Genomic DNA, 19540 nt, shown 5'->3' with positions numbered 1-19540 from the left:
TGAGCGCCACGGGGCTGCTGCCGGGTCTGCCTCGGCGCCGGCGTCGGGGACGCCGGCGGGACCGAGCTTTGGCGCCCCGGCGTCTGGGGGACCTCACGTGAGGACTGGCGACGGATCCGTGCCTCGGGACGCGCCGGGTCCGCGGCCGGGCGGGCGGGGCGTGCCGTCGACGGCTCCCCATTGCCCACGGCGATCGCATCGTTCACGGAGGACGGTCGAGGTGACCGGCCGCCCTGGGGCGTGAAGCTGGGCGGTCGTCGGTTCGCGTCCGGGGTGTCAGGTGTCATTGCGCGATCACCCGCAGACCGATGTGACGTCCGCTGCCGAGAAGGCCTCCTCGCCAGGGTTCTTCGTCTGCGCGGGGGCAGGCTGCGGCGAGGACTCCGTGTCTACGGTCCCTTCGCTCCCTCCGGCCTTTATCTCGGTCCCCGTGGTCCGGTCCGGAGCGGTGTCGCCGGCGTCGGCGACGTCACCGGCGGACGAGGCGGCAGGGTCGCCGATCGGACGGTCGTCCCGAACGTCCTCCCACAGGTCAGCCGCCTCGGACGTCCAGACGACGTTGTTCGGGTTGGACGGGTCGGTCGCGTACGGAACGGTCATGAAGGAGATGCTGCCAAGATCGATATCCCGCGCGCTCAGAGCGAGCCCGGCGAGTCCGGTCGCGGAGGAGAACTCGTCGCTCGCCGTGAGCGACTTCGTCACTGCGTCCAGGAAGCGCAGGAGCGCGCCGGCGTCGGTGAGCAGGTTCTTGTCGAGAACGCCGCGCACCAGCGCAGCCATGAGCTCCTGCTGCCGGCCGATCCGGTCGAGGTCCGAGCCGTTGCCGAGACCCTGCCCGGTCCGAGCACGGGCATAGCTCAGCGCGGTGGCGCCGTCGAGCACCTGCTTTCCGGCGGGGAGCGCGAGGTTGTTCGCCTTGGGGGAGTGGACCGGCTCGGGGATGCAGAGTTCGACACCGCCCAGCGCGTCGATCATGGACCGGAAGCCGGCGAAGTCGACGACGACGAAGCGTCCAGACGGACGTCGGTGAGACTCTCGACGGTCCGCATGCTGCACAAAGCCCCGGACGCGACGTCCCCGCCGAGGTCGGCGCCCGCCGCGAACGCCGCGTTGAACTTCGTCCCGGACATCGGGTTCGTCGTGCGGCCCGACGTCGTCGGGCACGACGGCACGTCCACGGTCGAGTCACGGGGGATCGACACGAGCTCGACCCGGGAGCGGTCAGCCGACACGTGCAGCACGATCGTGGTGTCCGACCGCATGCCTTCGGTCTGGTCGTCCACCACGCTCGCGTTCGCTCCCGAGCGGTCGTCGCTCCCCATGAGCAGGATGTTGAGGGCGGCTCCCGCATTCGGGTCCGCAGGATCCGGGGATGCGGGCTGCGGCCGGTCCTCGCCCAGCAGCGCCTCGGCGTCGACGGCGTCGATGTTGCCGGTGAACCGGGACAGCGCCGTCGCCCCGCCAACCCCCACGAAGACGAGGACGGCCGTCATGGTCAGCGCGATGGCACGTACGGGCGAGCGCGACGCGACGCGGCGCGCGTGCGCGGGGACCCGCGCCGGCCGCGAGCGGTGGGCAGGCCGTCCCGTGGGCCCGCGCTGCTGTGACGTCACGATCCAGCAGCATAGGTCGTCGGCATCACAGATCTGCGACGCCCCGGGACTCGCCGGGTAGAGGATTCGTGGAGGCCGTCCGATGGTCGGGCAGAGCCTGCCGGGACGGCAGTGCGTCCTCCCGTCACTGCCCGACGGCTGCGTACTTCGCCTCGGTCGCAGCCTTCGCCGGACGCCACCAGGACTCGTTGTCCCGGTACCAGGCCACGGTCGCCGCCAGGCCGTCGTGGAAGTTCGTGAAACGCGGGCTCCAGCCGAGCTCGTCGCGCAGCTTCGAGGCGTCGATCGCGTACCTCAGGTCGTGCCCGGGGCGGTCGGCGACGTGGTCGAAGTCGTCGCGGTCGCGGCCGAAGATCTCGAGAAGCGTCTGGACGACGTCGAGGTTGTTCTTCTCGCCGTCGGCGCCGATGAGGTACGTCTCCCCAGCGCGGCCGCGGTCGATGATCGCCCACACGGCGGAGTTGTGGTCCTCGACGTGGATCCAGTCGCGGACGTGAGCCCCGCGCCGTAGAGCTTGGGGCGCACGCCGTCGATCAGGTTGGTGATCTGGCGCGGGATGAACTTCTCGATGTGCTGGTACGGCCCGTAGTTGTTCGAGCAGTTCGAGATCGTCGCCTGCACGCCGAACGAGCGCGCCCACGCCCGGACCAGCAGGTCGCTGCCGGCCTTGGTCGACGAGTAGGGGCTCGACGGGTTGTACGGCGTCTCGGCCGTGAACTTCGCGGGGTCGTCCAGCTCGAGGTCGCCGTAGACCTCGTCGGTCGAGATGTGGTGGAAGCGAGTTCCGTGCTTGCGGACCGCCTCCAGCAGGGTGAACGTCCCGACCACGTTGGTCTGCACGAACGGTGAGGGGTCGTCGAGCGAGTTGTCGTTGTGCGACTCGGCGGCGAAGTGCACCACGAGGTCGGACTCGCCGACGAGGCGGTCGACGAGCGCGCCGTCCGTGATGCTCCCCTCGACGAGGGTGATCGCGTCGCGACCGGGGCCAGCGACGTCCGGTCGCCTGCGTACGTGAGGGCGTCGAGGACCGTCACGTCGACGTCGGGCCGCTCCCGGACCGTCTGGTGGACGAAGTTGGAACCGATGAAGCCGGCTCCGCCGGTGACGAGCACTCGCATGGTCGTGCCTCCTTGGTGTGAGATCGAGCGGAAGCCTATCCGAGGCGACGCGCGCCGTTCGAGCGCGTGCGGGTAGCCTTAGGCCGCCGGTGGCGCCGAGGCGCGCCCCGCGGACGACGCGATCCACAGAGGGGCACCATGACCATCTACGACGCCTCGATCGATTCGGGCAATCGCAACTCGAGCCACGCGCTCGTGCTCGAGCTCGTCGGTCGGGACAAGGCCGTGCTCGACGTGGGCTGTGCCACGGGCTACCTGGCTGAGGCTCTCTCTGCGCAGGGCTGCACCGTGCACGGTGTCGAACTCGACGCGGACGCCGCCGAGAAGGCACGGCCCCTCCTCGCCTCGCTCGTCGTCGGGGACCTGGAGGAATTGTCGCTGGGCGACTCGTTCCCCGACACCCGGTTCGACCGCGTCGTGCTGGCGGACGTCCTCGAACACCTCGTGGACCCCCTACGGACGCTGCGGCAAGCGGTCGGGCTGCTCACGGACGACGGCGAGGTGGTCGTGTCCATTCCCAACGTCGCGCACGGCTCGTTGCGCCTCGCGCTCCTCCAGGGGGCGTGGCGGTACACGCCCACGGGGCTCCTGGACGAGACCCACGTGAGGTTCCTGACTCTCGACGGTGTCGTGGGACTCCTGGCCGACGCGGGACTGGAGATCGACCAGGCATGGGCGACGACCGCCGATCCCCTGGCGACCGAGGTCGTGGTCGAGGCGGACGCGCTCCCCGAGGGCATCGTGGAGTGGGTCCGCCACCAGCCACGCGCCCTGGACTACCAGTACGTCGTCGCGGCCCGCCGCTCAGACGGCCCGCGCCGCGATCGCCCCGAGGTGCGGGTGGCCGTGCCCGACGACGAGGTCCGCCGCGAGGACGAGCATGCGGCCCGCGCACGCCGGATCGCGGACGAGCAGCACGCGGCGTCCATGCGCAAGGATTATGTGATAGGTCTCGAGGCGCAGGTCGCCCGTGCGGAGGCCGACGCGCGCGCGGCGAGGGAGGAGTCCGTGCGACTCCGGCAAGAGCTGCACGGACTCAACGCCGACCGCGCCGACATCTATCGGTCGATGTCATGGCGTCTCGGGCGGCTCGCGACAGCACCGGTCCGTGCGGTGAAGCGGCTGCTCGATGAGTGCGCCGAGGCCGCTGTTCTCCGTCGTCACCCCGGTCTACGAGCCCCCGATCGCGGCGCTGGAGGCGATGCTCGACTCCGTCCGGGCGCAGACGTACGCCGACTGGGAGCTGGTGGTCGTCGACGACGCGTCCCCAAGTGCGGCAGTCCGCGCCGCGCTGCAGGACACGGCGCGCGCCGACGCACGGGTGCGGGTCGTGGAGCGTGCCGTCAACGGGCACATCGTCGCCGCGTCGAACGACGGACTGGCCGAGGCGCGAGGCGAGTTCGTCGTGCTGCTCGACCACGACGACCTCCTGTCCGAGGACGCCCTCGCGACGATGGCCCAAGTCATCGAGGAGAACCCGGACGCGGACTATCTGTACTCGGACGAGGACAAGATCGGCGCCGACGGCGAGCGGTACGACGAGTTCCGCAAGCCCGACTGGTCGCCCGAACGCCTCCGCGGGCAGATGTACACGAGTCACCTGTCCGTTCTCCGCACCTCGCTCGTGCGTGCGGTCGGAGGCTTCCGTGACGGGTTCGAGGGTTCGCAGGACCACGACCTCGTGCTGCGGGTGACGGAGTCAGCCCGCCGCGTCGTACACGTCCCTGAGGTCCTCTACCACTGGCGCGTGGTCCCCGGGTCCGCCGCGGGCGACCAGGAGGCAAAGCCGTACGCCTGGAAGGCGGGGCGCCGGGCCGTCCAGGAGCACCTCGACCGCTGCGGCATCGACGCACGGGCCCAGCTCGGCAAGGTCCCGGGAACGTATCGCATCGAGCGCCGGGCGGTGCCCGCCGGGCTCGTCAGCGTCGTGATCCCCACGCGGGGCGGTAGCGGCATAGTCTGGGGCGAACCGCGAGCCTTCGTCGTCGAGGCCGTACGGTCCCTGATCGCGAACGCCGGGCCGGTCGACCTCGAGGTGGTCGTGGTGTACGACGACGTCACTCCCGTCGAGGTGCTCGACGCCCTGCGCGAGATCGCGGGGCGTCGTCTGGTCCTGGTGCTCTACAGCAAGCCTTTCAACTACTCGGAGAAGTGCAACATCGGGGTGCTGGCCTCGCACGGTACGACCATCCTTCTGCTCAACGACGACATCGAGGTCATCTCTCCCGGGTTCGTCCAGCAGGTCGTCGCGCCGCTGACCGAGCCCGATGTCGGGATGGTGGGCCCGCGACTGCTCTTCCCCGACAGTACGCTGCAGCACGCCGGTGTGGTCTTCCGCAACGGCGACCCCGGGCACGCCCACTACGGAGAGCTGGACGAGGCCTACGGCGACTCGAGCGCGTTGTTGATCAACCGCGAGTGCAGCGGGCTGACCGGTGCGTGCATCGCCTTGCGTCGGACCACCTGGGACGACGTCGGCGGGCTGTCGGAGCTCCTCCCCGCCAACTTCAACGACGTGGACCTGTCGCTGAAGGTCGCGCAACGAGGGCTCCGCCTCGTGTGGTTGGCCGAGGCGCGTGCCTTCCACTTCGAGTCCAAGACGCGGATCCCCGTGGTGCACAAATGGGAGCACGACCTTCTCCGTGGTCGATGGTCGTCCCCCCGGCGCGACCGGTTCATGCCCCTGCAGTAGGGGCTCAGCCACTGTGGTCCGGGCGCGTCCGCCCGGACCACACGGCTGGCGAGGACCGCGCAACGCGGCCCGGGTCCTCAGAGGACGACGAAGTCCGTCTCGGTCGCGAGGAAGCCGAGGGAGGTCGCTCGGCCCTCGACCGCGAACTGCGCGGCGACCGGAACGTGGTGGAGCTCCGTCCCCAGGGCGTCGCGCAGCGTGACTCGGACGTTGTAGTCGTCGGGGACGAGCGGGAGCGAGCGGAGGTAGAAGGCGAACCGGCGCGTTCCCTCGAGTCGCGGCAGGGGAGAGTCGAGGAGCGACGTGCTCGTCGAGGTCACCGTCGTGCCGAGTGCGGAGGTCACCCCGACCTCGATGGTGCAGCCGTCCATCGGGCGCTCGGCCTCGATCTCCATCGCGACGTGCAGACCCTCGCCCGCCTGAAGAGTGGGCCCGCCACCCGCGTCGGCGACTGCGCCCGACTCCGAGCGCACAGACACCCCGGTGAAGCGGGCCGGCGGCGCCGCCGACTGGCCCGCAAGCTCGCGCGCCCTCTCCTGCGCCGCGACGCGCTCTTCCTCGAAGTCCGAGCGCAGCGTCCTCAGTGCGTCACGGGGTGTCCCGTCGACGACGACGGAGCCCTGCTCGAGCACCACGGCCCTGTCGCAGAATTCGGCGACCTGGTCGAGGCCATGCGTGACGAGCACGATCGTCCTGCCCTCCGCCTGGAAGGTGCGGATGCGGTCGAGGCACTTGCGCTGGAACGGCTCGTCCCCGACGGCGAGTACCTCGTCCACGAGGAGGATGTCCGGGTCGACGTGCACCGCCACGGCGAAGGCGAGCCGGACGTACATGCCCGAGGAGTAGAACTTCACCTGGGTGTCGATGAAACGCTCGATACCAGAGAACTCGACGATGCCGTCGAAGTAGCGGTTCGTCTCTTCCCGCGTGAGCCCGAGGATCGACGCGTTGAGGTAGACGTTCTCACGGCCCGTCAGATCGGGATGGAACCCCGCGCCGAGCTCGAGCAGTGCCGCGAGGCGTCCACGGAGGCGTACGGTGCCGGTGTCAGGTTGCAGGATGCCGCCGATCATCTTGAGCAGCGTGGACTTGCCGGATCCGTTCGGCCCGATCAAGCCGATGGTGCTGCCCGACGAGATCGCGAGGTCCACGTCGCGGAGCGCCCAGAAGTCCTCCCGGAAGCGGCGCGAACGGCCGAAGTTGACGACACGCTCCTTCAGGGACTTCTCCTTGCGGATGACGAAGCGCTTGGACAGGTTCTCGATCTCGACGACGGTGGTCATCACAGCTCCTGGGCGAAGTTGGCCTGAAGGCGGGTGAACGAACGTTGCGCGACCCACAGGAGCACGACCCCCACCGCGAGCGCGACACCGAGCCGCGCGGCCAGGTCAGGCAGCGCAGGCAGGGCGTCGCCGGCTACCCAGAAGGTCTCCTGGAACCCGATGACCGCCAACGTCACCGGGTTCGCCAGGTAGAGCTGGAGCAGTGCGTCGGAGACACCGCTGCTGAGCGTCGTGTCGGCGAGGGTGTCCTGCACGAAGTGCCAGGCGTAGACGATCGGGGACAGCCAGAAGAAGATCATCACGCCGATGTCGACGAGGTACTGCACGTCGCGGAGGTACACGTTGACCGCGCTGAGGACGAGCCCGAGCGCGGTGGCGTAGACGACGAGCACGAGAAGAGCCAGCGGGAAGTAGACCCAACGTGTCCCCCGGGGGGGAACTGACCGACGAGGACCGTCGCCGCGAGCAGGATGACAAGCTGGATGGAGAAGTTGAACAGCGCGGACCCGATCGAGCTGAGAGGAAAGACCTCGCGGGGGAGGTACACCTTCTTCACGAGACCGCTGTTGGCGACGACCGAGCCGGTCCCCGCGGTCAACGACTCGGAGAAGAGGTTCCACGCCGTCAGGCCGGCGTAGATGAAGACCGCGAACTGCGGGATGCTGCGTGCAGCACCGAGGAACTGCCCCAGTGCGACGTAGTAGATGAGGAGCATGGCCAGCGGCCGGCCGAGGCTCCAGACGAAGCCGAGCGTGCTGTCCTTGTACCGTGCCTTCAGCTCTCGACGGACGAGCATGTCGAGCAGTTCGCGTTGTGCCACCAGGTCCTTGAGTGACGAGAGCGTGCCGCTTGCGAATCCTTTACGCGGACCCGCCGGCCTCAGAGGCTCGGACGCGAGCCGATCCTCGCGGTCAGGTGATGCTGTCGTCATCTGTGCTGCGATCCTCCACTCCGCCCTCACAGACGCCGAGAGTGCGCCGCGGGCGCGACGACTCTACCGCCTGCAGGAGCGCGGCTCGCCGGGCACCGGTCGGTCGTGCGGCGTGAGCGATCGGCGTGGAGAGCGTGCGGGATGACGACCGGTCGCGACCCGCCGTGACGAGCGACGGGGCGACTGCGCGGGAGGAGCCCGCGCTCGCGGCACCGGATCACGGAACGAGCGTCCCGTGATCGAGCTGTGCGGAGGCGGGGCTCGCCGACCGGAGGTACGACGGCGGACGGTAAGGTGTGCGCCGACGCCCCGCCCACGACAGGACGCTCCGTGATTCGCACCTCTCTGCTCCGCACGCCCGCCAAGGGCTGGACCGACGTGCTGCTGACGGCGTTCGGCTGGGCATGCGTCGCCGCGTTCGTGGCCGTCACCGTGGGATCGTCCCTCCTCGGTCGCACCACGTTCCTCGGTGTGGATCTGATGGAGATCTTCGCGCCGTGGCGGACGGACGCCACGATCGTGACGGACGTGCAGGTCCCGTTCCTCGGGGACACGGTGGACGGCTTCGCACCGCAGGCGGCGATGATCGTCGACGAGGCGCGGGAGGGTTCGCTCGCGGAGTGGAACCCCTACGGACAAGGGGGCGTGGAGCTCGGTGGTCTCCCGAACTCCGGCGTCTACTCCCCGATCTCGCTGCCGTGGTGGGTCCTGCCCCACGCGTACGCGCCGGGCGCGGTCAAGCTGCTCGAGATCCTCGTCGCGGCGATCGGCATGTCTCTGCTCCTGCGCCGACTAGGTCTCAGCCGGCCGACGTGGCCTCTCGCCACCCTCGCCTACGTCTCCTCCGGGTTCATGGTGACGTGGACGAACTGGCCACAGACGCGTGTCGCTGCCTTCCTGCCGCTGCTCTTCTGGGCGCTCGACCGCGCGGCCGTACGCCCGCGATGGCGCGAGGTGCTGATCCTCGGGATCCCGGTGTCCTCACTGCTGCTCGGGGGGTTCCCGGCGGTGACCGCGTACGCGCTCTACGCGGGTGCCCTCTACGTGGTCGTGCGGTCCGCCGTCGCGCACCGGAGCGTGCTGGCCACGCTGCGCGCCGGTGTCTGCTCTCTCGGAGGCGTGGTGTTCGGCGCGCTGCTGTCGGCGTGGCTGCTGCTGCCGTTCGCGTGGAACGCGGCGACGGTGCTCGACTTCGACGTCCGTCGCAGACTCCTGAGAGCCATCTCTCCTTCGAGTACATCGCGACCTCAGTGCTCCCGTACGCGCTCGGGAGGCCCGACGGGTCGGGTGTGTGGGGCGCTACCCATCCTGTCGAGGCCATGTCCTACCTCGGTGCGGCTGTCGTCGTGCTCGTCGTGGCCGCGCTCGTGATTCGGACGCGGGGCCAGGACCGTACCGGCTCCCTCGCGTTCATGGTCGTGCTGCTCGTCGGATCAGCAGGCGTGCTCTACGTCGGCGGGGTCGCACTGGGACTGCTCCAACAGCTTCCCGTCTTCTCCACCAACCCGGTGGCGCGCCTGCGCGTGATCGTCGGTTTCGCTGCTGCGGTGCTCGCCGCGTTCGGCCTGGACGCCGTCCTGCGCCCGTATGGAGCACGGGCCGACCTCACCGCGTTGCGCAAGCCCCGCGCGCGGACGACCCTGGCCCTGCGGGCGGCAGGCGGGCTGACGGTCGTGCTCGTCGTCATCTACGCCGTCCTGTCGGTGCGTCGGCAGACTCCCGACCCTGTGGGGCTCGGCCTGCAGCTCCGCGAAGGGTTCGCGCTCGCGGCCTGCTGCGCACTGCTCGTTGTGCTGGCCTGGGCGCTGGAGCGGAGATGGGCAAGCACCGTCGCCGCGGTCGGCATCTTCGTGCTCGTCACCGTGCCTGCCATCGGCCTCGCGCGCGCGTGGTGGCCCCAGAACGACGTGGAGCTGTACTACCAGCGCACCGCGACGCACGAGTTCCTCGACACTCGCCTGGACGGCCAGCGGTACGCCACCGTCGGGCAGGTCATGCTACCGGGATCGAGCACGGCTTACGCGCAGCGGAGCCTGGGAGGGCACGCCTTCACCACGCCGGAGTGGCGCGAGCTGATGCTTGCGGCCGACCCGGAGATGATGCTGACCCCGACCTACTCTGGAATCTCCCCTGCGAACCGCGACGTGGCCCTCGACAGCGGCGCCTGGACCGGATTGGCGTCCGCTACGTCGTCGACGCGCCCACCGCCCGTGTCGCCGGCGTCCCGGGGAATGCCGACGAGGCGGCCGCCAGCGAGCCGCTGGCCTTCGGCGAGACGCTGAGCTCGCACGTGCTTGCGGGCCCGGTGCGTGGCCTGTCGGTCGCGGTGTCCGACGTCGCCCCGGACGCGACGGTGCGCTGCTCGTAACAACCGTGCGTTCGACCGACGGGTCGGAGCTCGCGCGGACGGAGACCTGGCTCAGGTCGGGCTCGGGCACGGGCGAGGTGGCGTTGCCGGCGGAGGACGTCCCCGCAGCGACGGAGTGGGTCGCCGAACTGCGCCTAGAAGCACGTGAGGGCGGAGCCGCGACCAGGGCGGCTGACGTGGGCGTGACCGATGACGGGATGCTCGCACTCACGCCCGTCCTCCCCGTGGACGACGGCCTCCGCGTCGTCCACACCGGGGATGCGACGATCTACGAGCGCACGTCGGCCCTGGAGCGCGTGCGCTGGGCGTCCCGCGATGTGGTGGTGCCCGACGCCGCAGACCGCGTCGCCGTCATGGCGGACCCCACCACCCCGGACGACACCGTCGTGCTGGACGGCGCGGAAGATGCCGAGGGGCTCGACGGGACCTCGACCGCAGTCGTGCGACAGCTTGACTCGGACAGTGACCACGTCATCGTCGAGGTGGACGCGTCGGACGAGGGGTGGGTCGTCGTCGCAGACTCGCTCCGGCGGGAGGGATGGTCCGCGACCGTGGACGGGGAGACCGTGCCGCTCGTCGATGCCGAGCACGTTGGTGGCGCGGTCCTGGTCGAGGCAGGGCAGCACGTCGTCGGGCTCGAGTACCGGACGCCGCTCCTCAGGCAGGGGGTGTGGGTGACCGCAGCGGCGTGCCTCGTGCTGCTGGGCGCCGGTGTCGTGGGGGCGGTCGGCGCTTGGCGCCGTCGCGGCGAGCTACCGGGAGCGGACGCACGCACCTCGGACGTGAGGGCGAGGAGCCTGCCGCGCCCACGATGGATGCGATGGGCGCCTCATCCAGGGACGCGACCGCGAGAGAGGTCTCGGTCAGGGACCGATGCTAGGCGCAGCGGTGGTCACCCGTGCTTCGGCGGTCGTGCGCGCGATGCTGGGCGGCAGGATCTTCCTCGGCGCGGTCATCACTGCCTTCGTGGTCCAGGCAGGGTGGCTCGCCCTGGTGGCGCGCACCTCGATCTACGACGAGGACTACCACCTCGCTGCGGTCGACGCGTTCGCCGGAGATCTCACGCCCTTCCTGGACCAGCGCCCGGACGTCGGCCCGGTCGGTGACGTTGAACGGTACCCCTCGTACCTGTACCACTACCTCCTCTCGTTCCCTTGGCGCGCCACGTCCGGATGGCAGCCGGACGACAGGATGGTGCTGCTTCGGCTGTTCTCGGTCGCGATGGTCGCGGCCGGGCTCGTCCTCTGGCACCGCGTCGTGCGTTCTATGACAGGCAGCGCTCCCGTCGCCGGCGTCACGGTGATGCTGGTGTCGATGTCCCCGCTGCTGGTGACGATCGCTGCGGTCGTGAACTACGACAACTTGTTGTTCCTGCTCGTCGCAGCCTTCTCCGCGGTGGCCGTCCGCCTATGGGGAGAGCCACGCGAGCTGCGAGGCTGGCTCGCGCTGCTCGCACTCGCGTCCGTGACGGCGCTGACGAAATACTCCGCGCTGCCCTTCCTCGCGGTCGTGGTCGTGCTGCTCGTCGTGCGCGCCGTGCGGTCCGCCGACCGATGGTCGCGGGTGCGCGCGACCTGGACGGACCTGCTGCTCGTGGCCGCGGCCCTCGTCGGTCTCGCCCTCGCCGTCGAGCGCTACGTCGTCAACCTCGTCCGTTTCGGCACCCCGTTCCCTGACTGCGGTGCTGTGCAGCCGCTCGAGACGTGCATGAGCTGGGGGCCGTGGGGGCGCAACTACGAGGCGGACGCCGGATTCGACGACCTGCCCCTCACGGCGGGCACGGCCGGGGTCTACGCAGCGCGCGTGTGGGCGCCTCGGGTGCTGTGGCTGTGGAACGCCGTCGGTGTCGACGGCGGCGCTGAGACGTTCACCTCGAACGGACCCGCGGTCGCGGGCCTGATCTCGCTCGTGACGGTCGTCGCAGGTGCGGCCCTCCTCGTCCTCCTGGCTCCGCTCGTCCTGCGTGTGTCCGGCGCGGCGCCCCTGCTCCTCGGCACGGCTGCTTTCGTCGCCGCGCTCTTCTGGACCAACCTGCACGACTACCTCGCGATGGGACAGCCGATCGGGGTGCACGCGCGGTACCTCCTCACCTTCCTGCCGATCGTCGTGGGGCCCCTGGTTGCTGTGCTCGCCGAGGTGCTCAGACCCGCGAGCGGCTGGCGGGAGCTTCTGGTCGTCCTGGCACTCGCCGTGGGGACGCAGGGCGCAGGTGCGAGCGCGTTCATGGTCGTGTCCTCCGCCGAGTGGTGGCGTCCGGTTCCAGCTCTCGTCGCTATCCAGGAGGACCTGTCAGGGCTTCTGCGGCACATCGTGCTCGAGGACCTCGTGGCGGAACCTCGCCCCGACCCCCGGTCCGTCGCGCCGGGCCCGTGACCGTCGGCGCATAGGATGTGCGCGCCCGCTTTTCCCAACACCCTGGAGGTACTGTGAGCCGCTCGTCCTCGGACGCCGCCTCGGACGCCGAGGAGCGCACGGGCGTCGTCTCCGTCGTTCTCGTCAACTACAAGGGTGCCGAGGACACGGTCACATGCCTGCGGTACTTCGACGAGATCGACTGGCCGTCCGACCGTCTCGAACTCATCGTTGTCGACAACGACTCCGGGGACGGCAGCGTCGAGAGGATCCGGGCGGCCGTCCCCCACGCCCGGGTCATCGAATCGGGAGGAAACCTCGGGTTCGCCGGCGGCTGCAACCTCGGTGTCGAGGCCGCCACCGGAGAATGGGTCGGCTTCATCAACAACGACGCACGCCCGGGCGCGGGCTGGGTGCGGGCCGCTGTCGAGGCGATGGAGTCGGACTCGTCCATCGGATCGATCGCCTCCAAGGTTCTCGACTGGGAGGGGAACCTGGTCGACTACGTCGACGGTTCGCTCACCTGGTACGGCATGGGCTACAAGCGGGAGGCAGAGCGGCCGGACTCCGCCGAGTACGACGTCCCCAAGGACGTCCTCTTCGGTACCGGTGCTGCGATGTTCATGCCGACCGCGGTCTTCCGGGAGGTCGGAGGCTTCGACGAGCGCTTCTTCATGTTCTACGAGGACGTGGACCTCGGCTGGCGGCTGAACCTCCTCGGATACCGGGTGCGATACGTGCCGGGCTCGGTCGCCTACCACAAGCACCACGTGACGATGAAGAAGTTCGGCGACTACCGCGAGTCTTACCTCCTCGAGCGGAATGCGCTCCTGAGCATGTACAAGAACCTTGACGACGAGTCGCTGGCGAAGGCGCTACCGGCGGCCATGGCGCTGGCCGTGCGTCGGTCGGTTGCCCGCACCGGCACCGACGCCGCGATGCTTGACCTGCAGAAGCGCCCCGGCGGAGACGACGTCGGCACGGTCGAGGTGCAGAAGATGGCGCTGACGGGACCGCTCGCGGTCGACTACCTCGTCGAGCAGCTCGCGCACGGGCTGGCCGACGTCCGCGCGGAGCTGCAGTCCCGACGCCGCCGCAGCGACCGGGAGCTCTTCCCGCTCTTCCGCCATGCCATCGAGCCCGCCTACGCCATCGAGGGGTACAACGAGGGCCACGACGCACTCGTCGAGGCGTTCGGCATCGACCGTCACTTCGTCTCGAGGCAGCGTGTGCTGGTCGTGACGGGAGAGCCGCTGCTGGAGAAGATGGCAGGTCCCGCCATCCGTGCGTGGGAGATCGCCCGGGCGGTGGCGCCGTTCGCCGACGTCCGGTTGCTGTCCACGGCCGGCGTCAAGGTCACGTCGGATGAGTTCACCGTGGTGCACTCGGCCGGGCCGCCCCTGAAGAAGCACACCGACTGGGCTGACGTCATCGTCTTCCAGGGCTTCCTGCTCGAGGGCGCACCGTGCTCAAGCAGTCCAGCAAGATCCTCGTCGCGGACGTCTACGACCCCATCCACCTCGAGCAGCTCGAGCAGGCGCGCGACCTCGGACCCGACGGACGGGCTCACTCCGTCCGCGAGACCACGCGCATCCTCAACGAGCAGCTGCGCCGCGCCGATCTCGTGATGTGCGCCTCGGACAAGCAGCGGGACTTCTGGCTCGGACAGCTCGCGGGGCAGGGGCGCATCAACGCGCGCGTCTACGACGAGGACGAGTCGCTGAACTCGCTGGTCGCCGTCGTGCCCTTCGGCGTCAGCGACGATGCGCCAGTGCAGACCTCGCACGCGATCAAGGGGGCCGTTCCCGGCATCGGGCCAGACGACAAGGTGGTCCTCTGGGGCGGTGGGGTCTACAACTGGTTCGACCCGTTGACGTTGGTCCGAGCGGTCCACAGGCTCGTGGAGCGGCATCCGGAGGTCAAGCTCTACTTCCTTGGCCTGAAGCACCCAAATCCCGGTGTTCCCGACATGCGCATCGCGTGGGAGCTCAAGCAGCTCTCGGACGAGCTGGGCCTGACGGGGCGCCACGTGTTCTTCAACGAGGGCTGGGTGCCCTACAACGAGCGGGCGAACTATCTCCTGGACGCGGACCTCGGGGTCTCGACCCACTTCCACCACATCGAAACGGCGTTCAGCTTCCGCACACGCATCCTTGACTACCTGTGGGCGGGCCTGCCCATCGTCGCGACGAACGGCGACACGTTCGATTCCCTCATCACGGAGAATCGGCTGGGAGCCACGGTCGAGCCGGAGGACGTCGACGCGCTCGAGTCGGCGCTCGAGACGTATCTCTTCGACGGGAAGGCCGTCGCGGAGGCGCGCAAGAACGTCGCTGAGTTCGCCGAGCGGTACCGGTGGGCCACGGTGCTGGAACCGCTCGTCGAGTTCTGCCGGTTCCCGCGGCGCGCTGCCGACCTCGCTCACGAGCTGGGGGATGCAGAGACGCTGGCGCGGCCCTTCCTCCGCCGGGGTGGTGTGCGGGCCGATCTCCGTCTCGCCGTCGGGTACCTGCGGGCCGGAGGCCCTGGCGAGTTCGTCCGTCGGGCGTCCGGCAGGGTCCGCCGCGTGGCTCGCGGGGGATGAGCATCGGGCGCGCCCAGTGCCCGGCGTCCATGTGACGGCTCACCGACCTCGTGGTCGGTCAGGCACCACCCCACCGGCTCCTCCGGACATCTCCGGTCGCACAGCTCGAGGTCGAGCCCGGCGCTCGACGAGCAGGCGCGGCACCGTCTTCGTGTAGTCCCAGAGCGCCCGCCGGCGCGCCCGTCGGAGCTCCGCCGGCTCGGTGCGCAGCGCCGAGTGCCGCACGATACCGGCCAGCTGACGTCCGAGACTCCGCAGCACGAGCCCCCAGGGCGCGTGCCGGGTGGCCACCACGAGGGAGTTGCGAGTGTTGTAGTAGCGGAACAGCGCGCTGGCAGTTCCGGAACTGGCGGAGTGGCGGTGGTGGGCGACGGCCTGACCCTCGTACACCACCGTCCAGTCGCGCTCGCGCAGTTTCCAGGAGAGGTCGGTGTCCTCGTAGTAAAGGAAAAGGCGTGCGTCGAACCCGCCAGCGTCGCGAAGCGCATCGGTACGGATGAGACATGCGCCGCCGTACAGGCCGAAGACCTCTCGGGCGGGACGGGCCTGATCCACCGGAACGCCGAAGTCGCGGTCCGTGGCTGCGCCGGTGGGGCTGAGGATGTTGCCGGTCGAGTTGAGCACCTTGCGGCCTTCCCGATCAGGCTCGCTGAGCAAGACCTTGGCGGTCACGGCCCCGACCCGTTCGCCCGCCTCGCGAGCGGAGTCCGCGGTCGCCACCAGGCGGTGCACGGCCCCCGGCTCGAACCATGCGTCGTTGTTAAGCAGGACCACGTACTCCGGGACGTCCTGCCCGGGGACGACCTCGCGCGCCAGCAGGTCTTCGGTCCCCGCCGCCACACCGCCGGCGAAGCCGGTGTTCTCGCGCAGGTTCACCACGCGCACGCTCGGGAACGACTCCGCGAGCAGGGTCGCCGTGCCGTCGGTGCTCGCGTTGTCGACCACCACGACCTCCAGGCCACCCGGCAGATCTTGCGAGAGCAGTGACCGGAGGCAGGGCGGCAGCAGATGGGCGCCGTTCCAGGTCACCACGACGGCCCGGACGCGCGCGCTCATCGTGCGGCCTCGACGGCGGCCCGGTAGGCGTCGACGTGCAGCGCGGCCGATGCCTCCCAGGTGTAGGTTGCCGCGTTGACCCGTGCCGATGCGGCGATCTCGTCATGACGCGGTCCGGCGGCCGCGACGATCCCGGCTGCGAGCTCCTCGGCGTCCTCGGCGTCGGCGAGCACGACGCCGTCGCCGCCGATCTCCGCCATCGACGTGCCTCGCGACGTGACCACGGGCACGCCGTGCGCCTGCGCCTCGAGCACGGGCATGCCGAACCCCTCCCAGAAGGAGGGGAAGCAGAACACGTGGGCGCCGGCGTAGGCGAGAGCCAGGTCCGACGACGACACGGCGCCGAGGACGTGGACGCGTTCACGAGGGAGCGGCGCCCGGCGCCGCTCGAGGTCCTCGGCCGCCGAGCCCCAGCCGCCCGGGCCGACGAGCACCAGGTCAAGGTCCGTGCTATCGACCAGGCTCGCGAAGGCTTGCAGCAGCGTGCCGAGGTTCTTCCGTGGCTCGACCGCGCCGCACCACATGACGTACGGACGGTCGAGACGATGACGTCTGCGGAACTCCTCGGCTGCGGCGGGGTCGACGGAGGAGGTCCGGACGCCGTGCGGCACCACGCGCAGGCGCGACTCGTCCAGGCCGGCGTCCACGCAGTCGGCACGTGTGGTCATCGACGGGACGATCACGATATCGGCCTCACGGCGGGTGATCTCCAGCGCACGCTCGAAGAAGCGCACGCCGCGGGGTGTGAAGTGCTCCGGTGCACGGCGGAACGCGAGGTCGTGCACGGTCAGACGAGCGGCGCCGAGCGCGGGGGTACCGCCCATGTCGGGGCATGCACGACGTCGGGGCTGGGGCCCGGGACTGCAGGACGGCGCAGCCGCGACCACGCCTCGTAGAGTAGGGCGCGGGGAAGACGGGACGCGACGACGGGGACCGTGACGGGCAGACCGTGGTGGTCGGTTCCGGCGGAGCCTGCGCGGACGCCGGTCAGCGCTGTGTCGCGCCGCGTCGCCAGTGCGTGCGAGAGCTCACGGACGTACGTACCGGAGCCCCCGGGCACCGCCTGCCAGAGCTGCTCCACGACCATGGTCACGCTGAGAGGAGGGGTGGTGGTCACGGTCGAAGCGTATGCGTCCCCCTGGTCGTGATGTGGCCGACCGGCAGGTGACCCAGGGCCTGACGGCCCGGCGACCGACCAGGGTCCTCCGGCCGTGCCACGGCTCGACCGGCCGCCGAGGGCCTCACGACGGCGCCGACCGATCTCCGTGGACATCACAACTAGACTGTGCGCGCGACACGTGCCCACACGCTCGGGCAATCAACCCCACTCGACCCGGAAGCCGGTATGAAGCTCTTCGTCCAGATCCCGTGCCTCAACGAGGAAGAGACGCTGCCCCTCGTCCTCGCCACGATCCCGCGCGAAATCGAGGGGATCGACGAGATCGAGATCCTCGTCATCGACGACGGCTCGACCGACCGCACGGTCGAGGTGGCGCGCAACCTAGGTGTGAGGCACTTCGTGCACCACACCCGCAACATGGGCCTCGCCCGGTCGTTCCGCGATGGAGTCGACTACGCGCTCAAGCATGGCGCCGACATCGTCGTGAACACCGATGGGGACAACCAGTACCCCCAGGAGTCGATCACCGAGCTGGTCCAGCCGCTGCTGCGCGGTGAGGCCGACATCGCGATCGGTGACCGCCAGACGGCGACGATCGCGCACTTCTCCCCGTTCAAGAAGCTGATGCAGCGCATCGGCAGCCAGGTGGTGAACTTCGCCGCCGCACGGACCTTCCGGACGCCGCCAGCGGCTTCCGCGCCTACTCCCGGGCTTCTCTGTATCACCTCAACGTCGTGACGCAGTTCAGCTACTGCATGGAGACGATCATCCAGGCGGGGAACAAGCGTCTGCGCATCGCCTCCGTCCCGATCACCACGAACCCCAAGACCCGCGAATCGCGGCTCTTCAAGAGCATCTGGCAGCACATGGCGATGTCCGGCCAGGCCATCAGCCGCAGCTATGTGATGTTCAAGCCGCACGCCGTGTTCATCACTCTCGGTCTGGCCTTCCTCGTCGCGGCGCTGGTGCCGTTCGTGCGCTTTCTCGTGCTGCTGCTCATCGGCGACGCCGGGGACCACATCCAGTCGCTGATCTTCGGCGTCGCCATGTTGATCGGATCGTTGCTCTGCTTTGCCCTGCTCGTCATCGCAGATCTGGAGCGGACGAACCGCGTGCTTCTGGAAGAGACGCTCGAGCGGCTCAAGGAGGTGCAGTACGGGCGCTGCCGGAGCCGTCAGGTGCGCGCGCGCTCCCCGATGGAGTCCTCGCAGTCGACCTCGCAGCCACGCTCGAGCCGGTGCAGGCAGTGGAGGCGCGCCCCGAGGCACGGACGCCTTCGCGTGGTGGCGAGGCGGAGTGATCCTCTCCTTCGGCACGTACGACGGCTCCCGCCACCCTCGCATCGCGACTATCGTCGAGGGCCTGCGCGTCCATGGACGGACAGTGCTCGAGGTGAACCGTCCGCTCGGCCTCTCGACGGCTGAGCGTGTGCGGATGCTGCAGCAACCGTGGCGCCTGCCGGTGCTCCTCCTACGTCTCCTCGGGTGCTGGGCGGAGCTCGTCGTGGGAGCCCGGCGGACCGTCCGCACCCACGGGCGTCCGGAGGTTGTCCTGGTCGGCTACATGGGGCACTTCGACGTGGTCCTGGCGCGGGTGCTCTTCCCGCGCTCCACGGTCGTGCTCGATCACCTGGTGTTCGCCGGGGACACGGCCACCGACCGCGGCGCCGCGGGCCTCAAGGTGCGCATGCTGCACCTTCTCGACCGGCTCGCCACGAGGTGCGCGGACCTGGTCCTGACCGACACCGACGAGCACCGGCGCATGCTTCGCCGACCTGGTCGCGGCGTCGTCGTCCCGGTGGGCGCTCCCCAGGCGTGGTTCGACGCCGCCCCCGCTCCCGTCGCTCGCCACGCCGGTGGCTCGTTGCGAGTCGTGTTCTTCGGCTTGTACACGCCCCTGCAGGGTGCGCCGGTGATCGGCGCGGCTCTCGCGGCTGCCGTCGCGGCGGGCGCGCCGATCCAGGTCACGATGGTGGGCACGGGGCAAGATCTCCCGGCGACCCGCCGCGCGATGGAAGGTCTCGGGGACGTGACGTGGCTGGAGTGGGTCGAGCCGGCGGACCTGCCGGCCCTGGTGGCGTCCCACGACGTCTGCCTCGGCATCTTCTCCAGCACCCCGAAGGGTCTGCGCGTGGTGCCGAACAAGGTCTACCAAGGGCTTGCCGCTGGTTGCGTGGTCGTGACCTCCGACACTCGTCCGCAGCGGGACCTGCTCGGCGAGCACGTCGAGCTGGTGCCACCTGCGGACCCGGATGCGCTCGCCGCGAGGCTTGTGCGGCTGGCAGAGTCGTCCGACCTCGCCGCGGCGCGGGAACGCGCGACGGCGGGACGCGCGTCGATCACTCCCGAGGTCGTGGTGGAGCCGTTGCTCTTCGCACTGCGCACGGGCGGGGCACGATGATCGGCCGGGTGCTCGCCGTCCTC

General features: G+C 69.9%; 14 protein-coding genes and 3 pseudogenes. 10 read left to right on the top strand and 7 right to left on the bottom strand.

Annotation, left to right across the window (positions count from 1 at the left end; genetic code table 11):
- Nucleotides 1–294: 294 nt before the first annotated feature.
- Both BJF88_RS00400 and rfbB read right to left on the bottom strand, forming a co-directional pair.
- Nucleotides 295–1262 (bottom strand): annotated as a pseudogene (locus tag BJF88_RS00400) (LCP family protein).
- A 475-nt stretch (nucleotides 1263–1737) separates the two neighbouring features.
- Nucleotides 1738–2731 (bottom strand): annotated as a pseudogene (rfbB, locus tag BJF88_RS00395) (dTDP-glucose 4,6-dehydratase).
- Between the two features lie 138 nt (nucleotides 2732–2869).
- Between rfbB and BJF88_RS22755 the strand changes: the two are divergent.
- Together BJF88_RS22755 and BJF88_RS00385 are read left to right on the top strand one after the other, a co-directional pair.
- Nucleotides 2870–3349: pseudogene (locus tag BJF88_RS22755) on the top strand (class I SAM-dependent methyltransferase); the annotation flags it as partial.
- A 511-nt stretch (nucleotides 3350–3860) separates the two neighbouring features.
- Nucleotides 3861–5423: a glycosyltransferase gene (locus BJF88_RS00385; protein ID WP_075827333.1), complete on the top strand. Its 1563-nt coding sequence runs from the start codon at nucleotides 3861–3863 to the stop codon at nucleotides 5421–5423.
- A 77-nt stretch (nucleotides 5424–5500) separates the two neighbouring features.
- Here the strand turns inward: BJF88_RS00385 and BJF88_RS00380 are convergent, their stop codons facing one another.
- From BJF88_RS00380 to BJF88_RS20685, 3 genes are read right to left on the bottom strand one after another with little or no spacing between them, the layout of a single operon-like run.
- Nucleotides 5501–6706, bottom strand: coding sequence for a polysaccharide ABC transporter ATP-binding protein (locus BJF88_RS00380; protein ID WP_075827332.1), 1206 nt, complete (start codon nucleotides 6704–6706; stop codon nucleotides 5501–5503).
- Complete coding sequence (locus BJF88_RS20690) at nucleotides 6706–7098, bottom strand: hypothetical protein (protein ID WP_369824423.1); 393 nt, start codon at nucleotides 7096–7098, stop codon at nucleotides 6706–6708. The genes BJF88_RS00380 and BJF88_RS20690 overlap by 1 nt, the downstream gene beginning before the upstream one ends.
- A complete protein-coding gene (locus tag BJF88_RS20685; protein WP_255371603.1) occupies nucleotides 7005–7526 on the bottom strand; it encodes an ABC transporter permease in 522 nt (173 codons plus the stop codon). The genes BJF88_RS20690 and BJF88_RS20685 overlap by 94 nt, the downstream gene beginning before the upstream one ends.
- 441 nt (nucleotides 7527–7967) lie before the next feature.
- Between BJF88_RS20685 and BJF88_RS00370 the strand changes: the two genes are divergently transcribed.
- The 5 genes from BJF88_RS00370 (at nucleotide 7968) to BJF88_RS20675 (ending at nucleotide 14941) form a co-directional block, all read left to right on the top strand.
- Nucleotides 7968–9008 (top strand): hypothetical protein, encoded by a 1041-nt coding sequence (locus BJF88_RS00370; protein ID WP_075827331.1) that lies wholly within the window; start codon nucleotides 7968–7970, stop codon nucleotides 9006–9008.
- Nucleotides 8993–9919 (top strand): hypothetical protein, encoded by a 927-nt coding sequence (locus BJF88_RS00365; protein WP_139315838.1) that lies wholly within the window; start codon nucleotides 8993–8995, stop codon nucleotides 9917–9919. The genes BJF88_RS00370 and BJF88_RS00365 overlap by 16 nt, the downstream gene beginning before the upstream one ends.
- Nucleotides 9920–10926: 1007 nt before the next feature.
- Nucleotides 10927–12378, top strand: a complete 1452-nt coding sequence (locus BJF88_RS00355; RefSeq protein WP_158068849.1) for a DUF2142 domain-containing protein — start codon at nucleotides 10927–10929, stop codon at nucleotides 12376–12378.
- 53 nt (nucleotides 12379–12431) lie between these two features.
- Entirely contained in the window at nucleotides 12432–13985 is a 1554-nt protein-coding gene (locus BJF88_RS20680; protein ID WP_255371602.1) for a glycosyltransferase family 2 protein, read from the top strand.
- The gene (locus BJF88_RS20675; RefSeq protein WP_255371601.1) at nucleotides 13985–14941 is read left to right on the top strand and encodes a glycosyltransferase; all 957 of its coding nucleotides are present in this window, start codon (nucleotides 13985–13987) and stop codon (nucleotides 14939–14941) included. Before BJF88_RS20680 ends, BJF88_RS20675 begins: the two co-directional genes overlap by 1 nt.
- 39 nt (nucleotides 14942–14980) lie before the next feature.
- Here BJF88_RS20675 and BJF88_RS00345 read toward each other — a convergent pair whose 3' ends face one another.
- On the bottom strand, nucleotides 14981–15997 hold the full coding sequence (locus tag BJF88_RS00345; RefSeq protein ID WP_075827327.1) for a glycosyltransferase family 2 protein: 1017 nt from the start codon (nucleotides 15995–15997) through the stop codon (nucleotides 14981–14983).
- Entirely contained in the window at nucleotides 15994–16821 is an 828-nt protein-coding gene (locus BJF88_RS00340; RefSeq protein ID WP_222843889.1) for a glycosyltransferase family 1 protein, read from the bottom strand. Before BJF88_RS00340 ends, BJF88_RS00345 begins: the two co-directional genes overlap by 4 nt.
- A 521-nt stretch (nucleotides 16822–17342) precedes the next feature.
- On the opposite strand from BJF88_RS00340, the gene BJF88_RS22750 reads away from it, so the two are divergent.
- From BJF88_RS22750 to BJF88_RS00330, 3 genes are read left to right on the top strand one after another with little or no spacing between them, the layout of a single operon-like run.
- Nucleotides 17343–17855, top strand: coding sequence for a glycosyltransferase family 2 protein (locus tag BJF88_RS22750; RefSeq protein ID WP_369824422.1), 513 nt, complete (start codon nucleotides 17343–17345; stop codon nucleotides 17853–17855).
- Nucleotides 17852–18541, top strand: a complete 690-nt coding sequence (locus BJF88_RS22745) for a phage holin family protein (protein ID WP_369824421.1) — start codon at nucleotides 17852–17854, stop codon at nucleotides 18539–18541. Before BJF88_RS22750 ends, BJF88_RS22745 begins: the two co-directional genes overlap by 4 nt.
- 10 nt (nucleotides 18542–18551) lie before the next feature.
- Complete coding sequence (locus BJF88_RS00330; protein WP_255371600.1) at nucleotides 18552–19517, top strand: glycosyltransferase; 966 nt, start codon at nucleotides 18552–18554, stop codon at nucleotides 19515–19517.
- Nucleotides 19518–19540 lie beyond the last annotated feature (23 nt).

This window comes from Cellulosimicrobium sp. CUA-896 (assembly GCF_001942335.1).
Lineage (GTDB): Bacteria > Actinomycetota > Actinomycetes > Actinomycetales > Cellulomonadaceae > Cellulosimicrobium.
The sequence above is the reverse complement of the archived record's forward strand: the minus strand, read 5'-3'. Positions and strand labels throughout refer to the sequence as shown.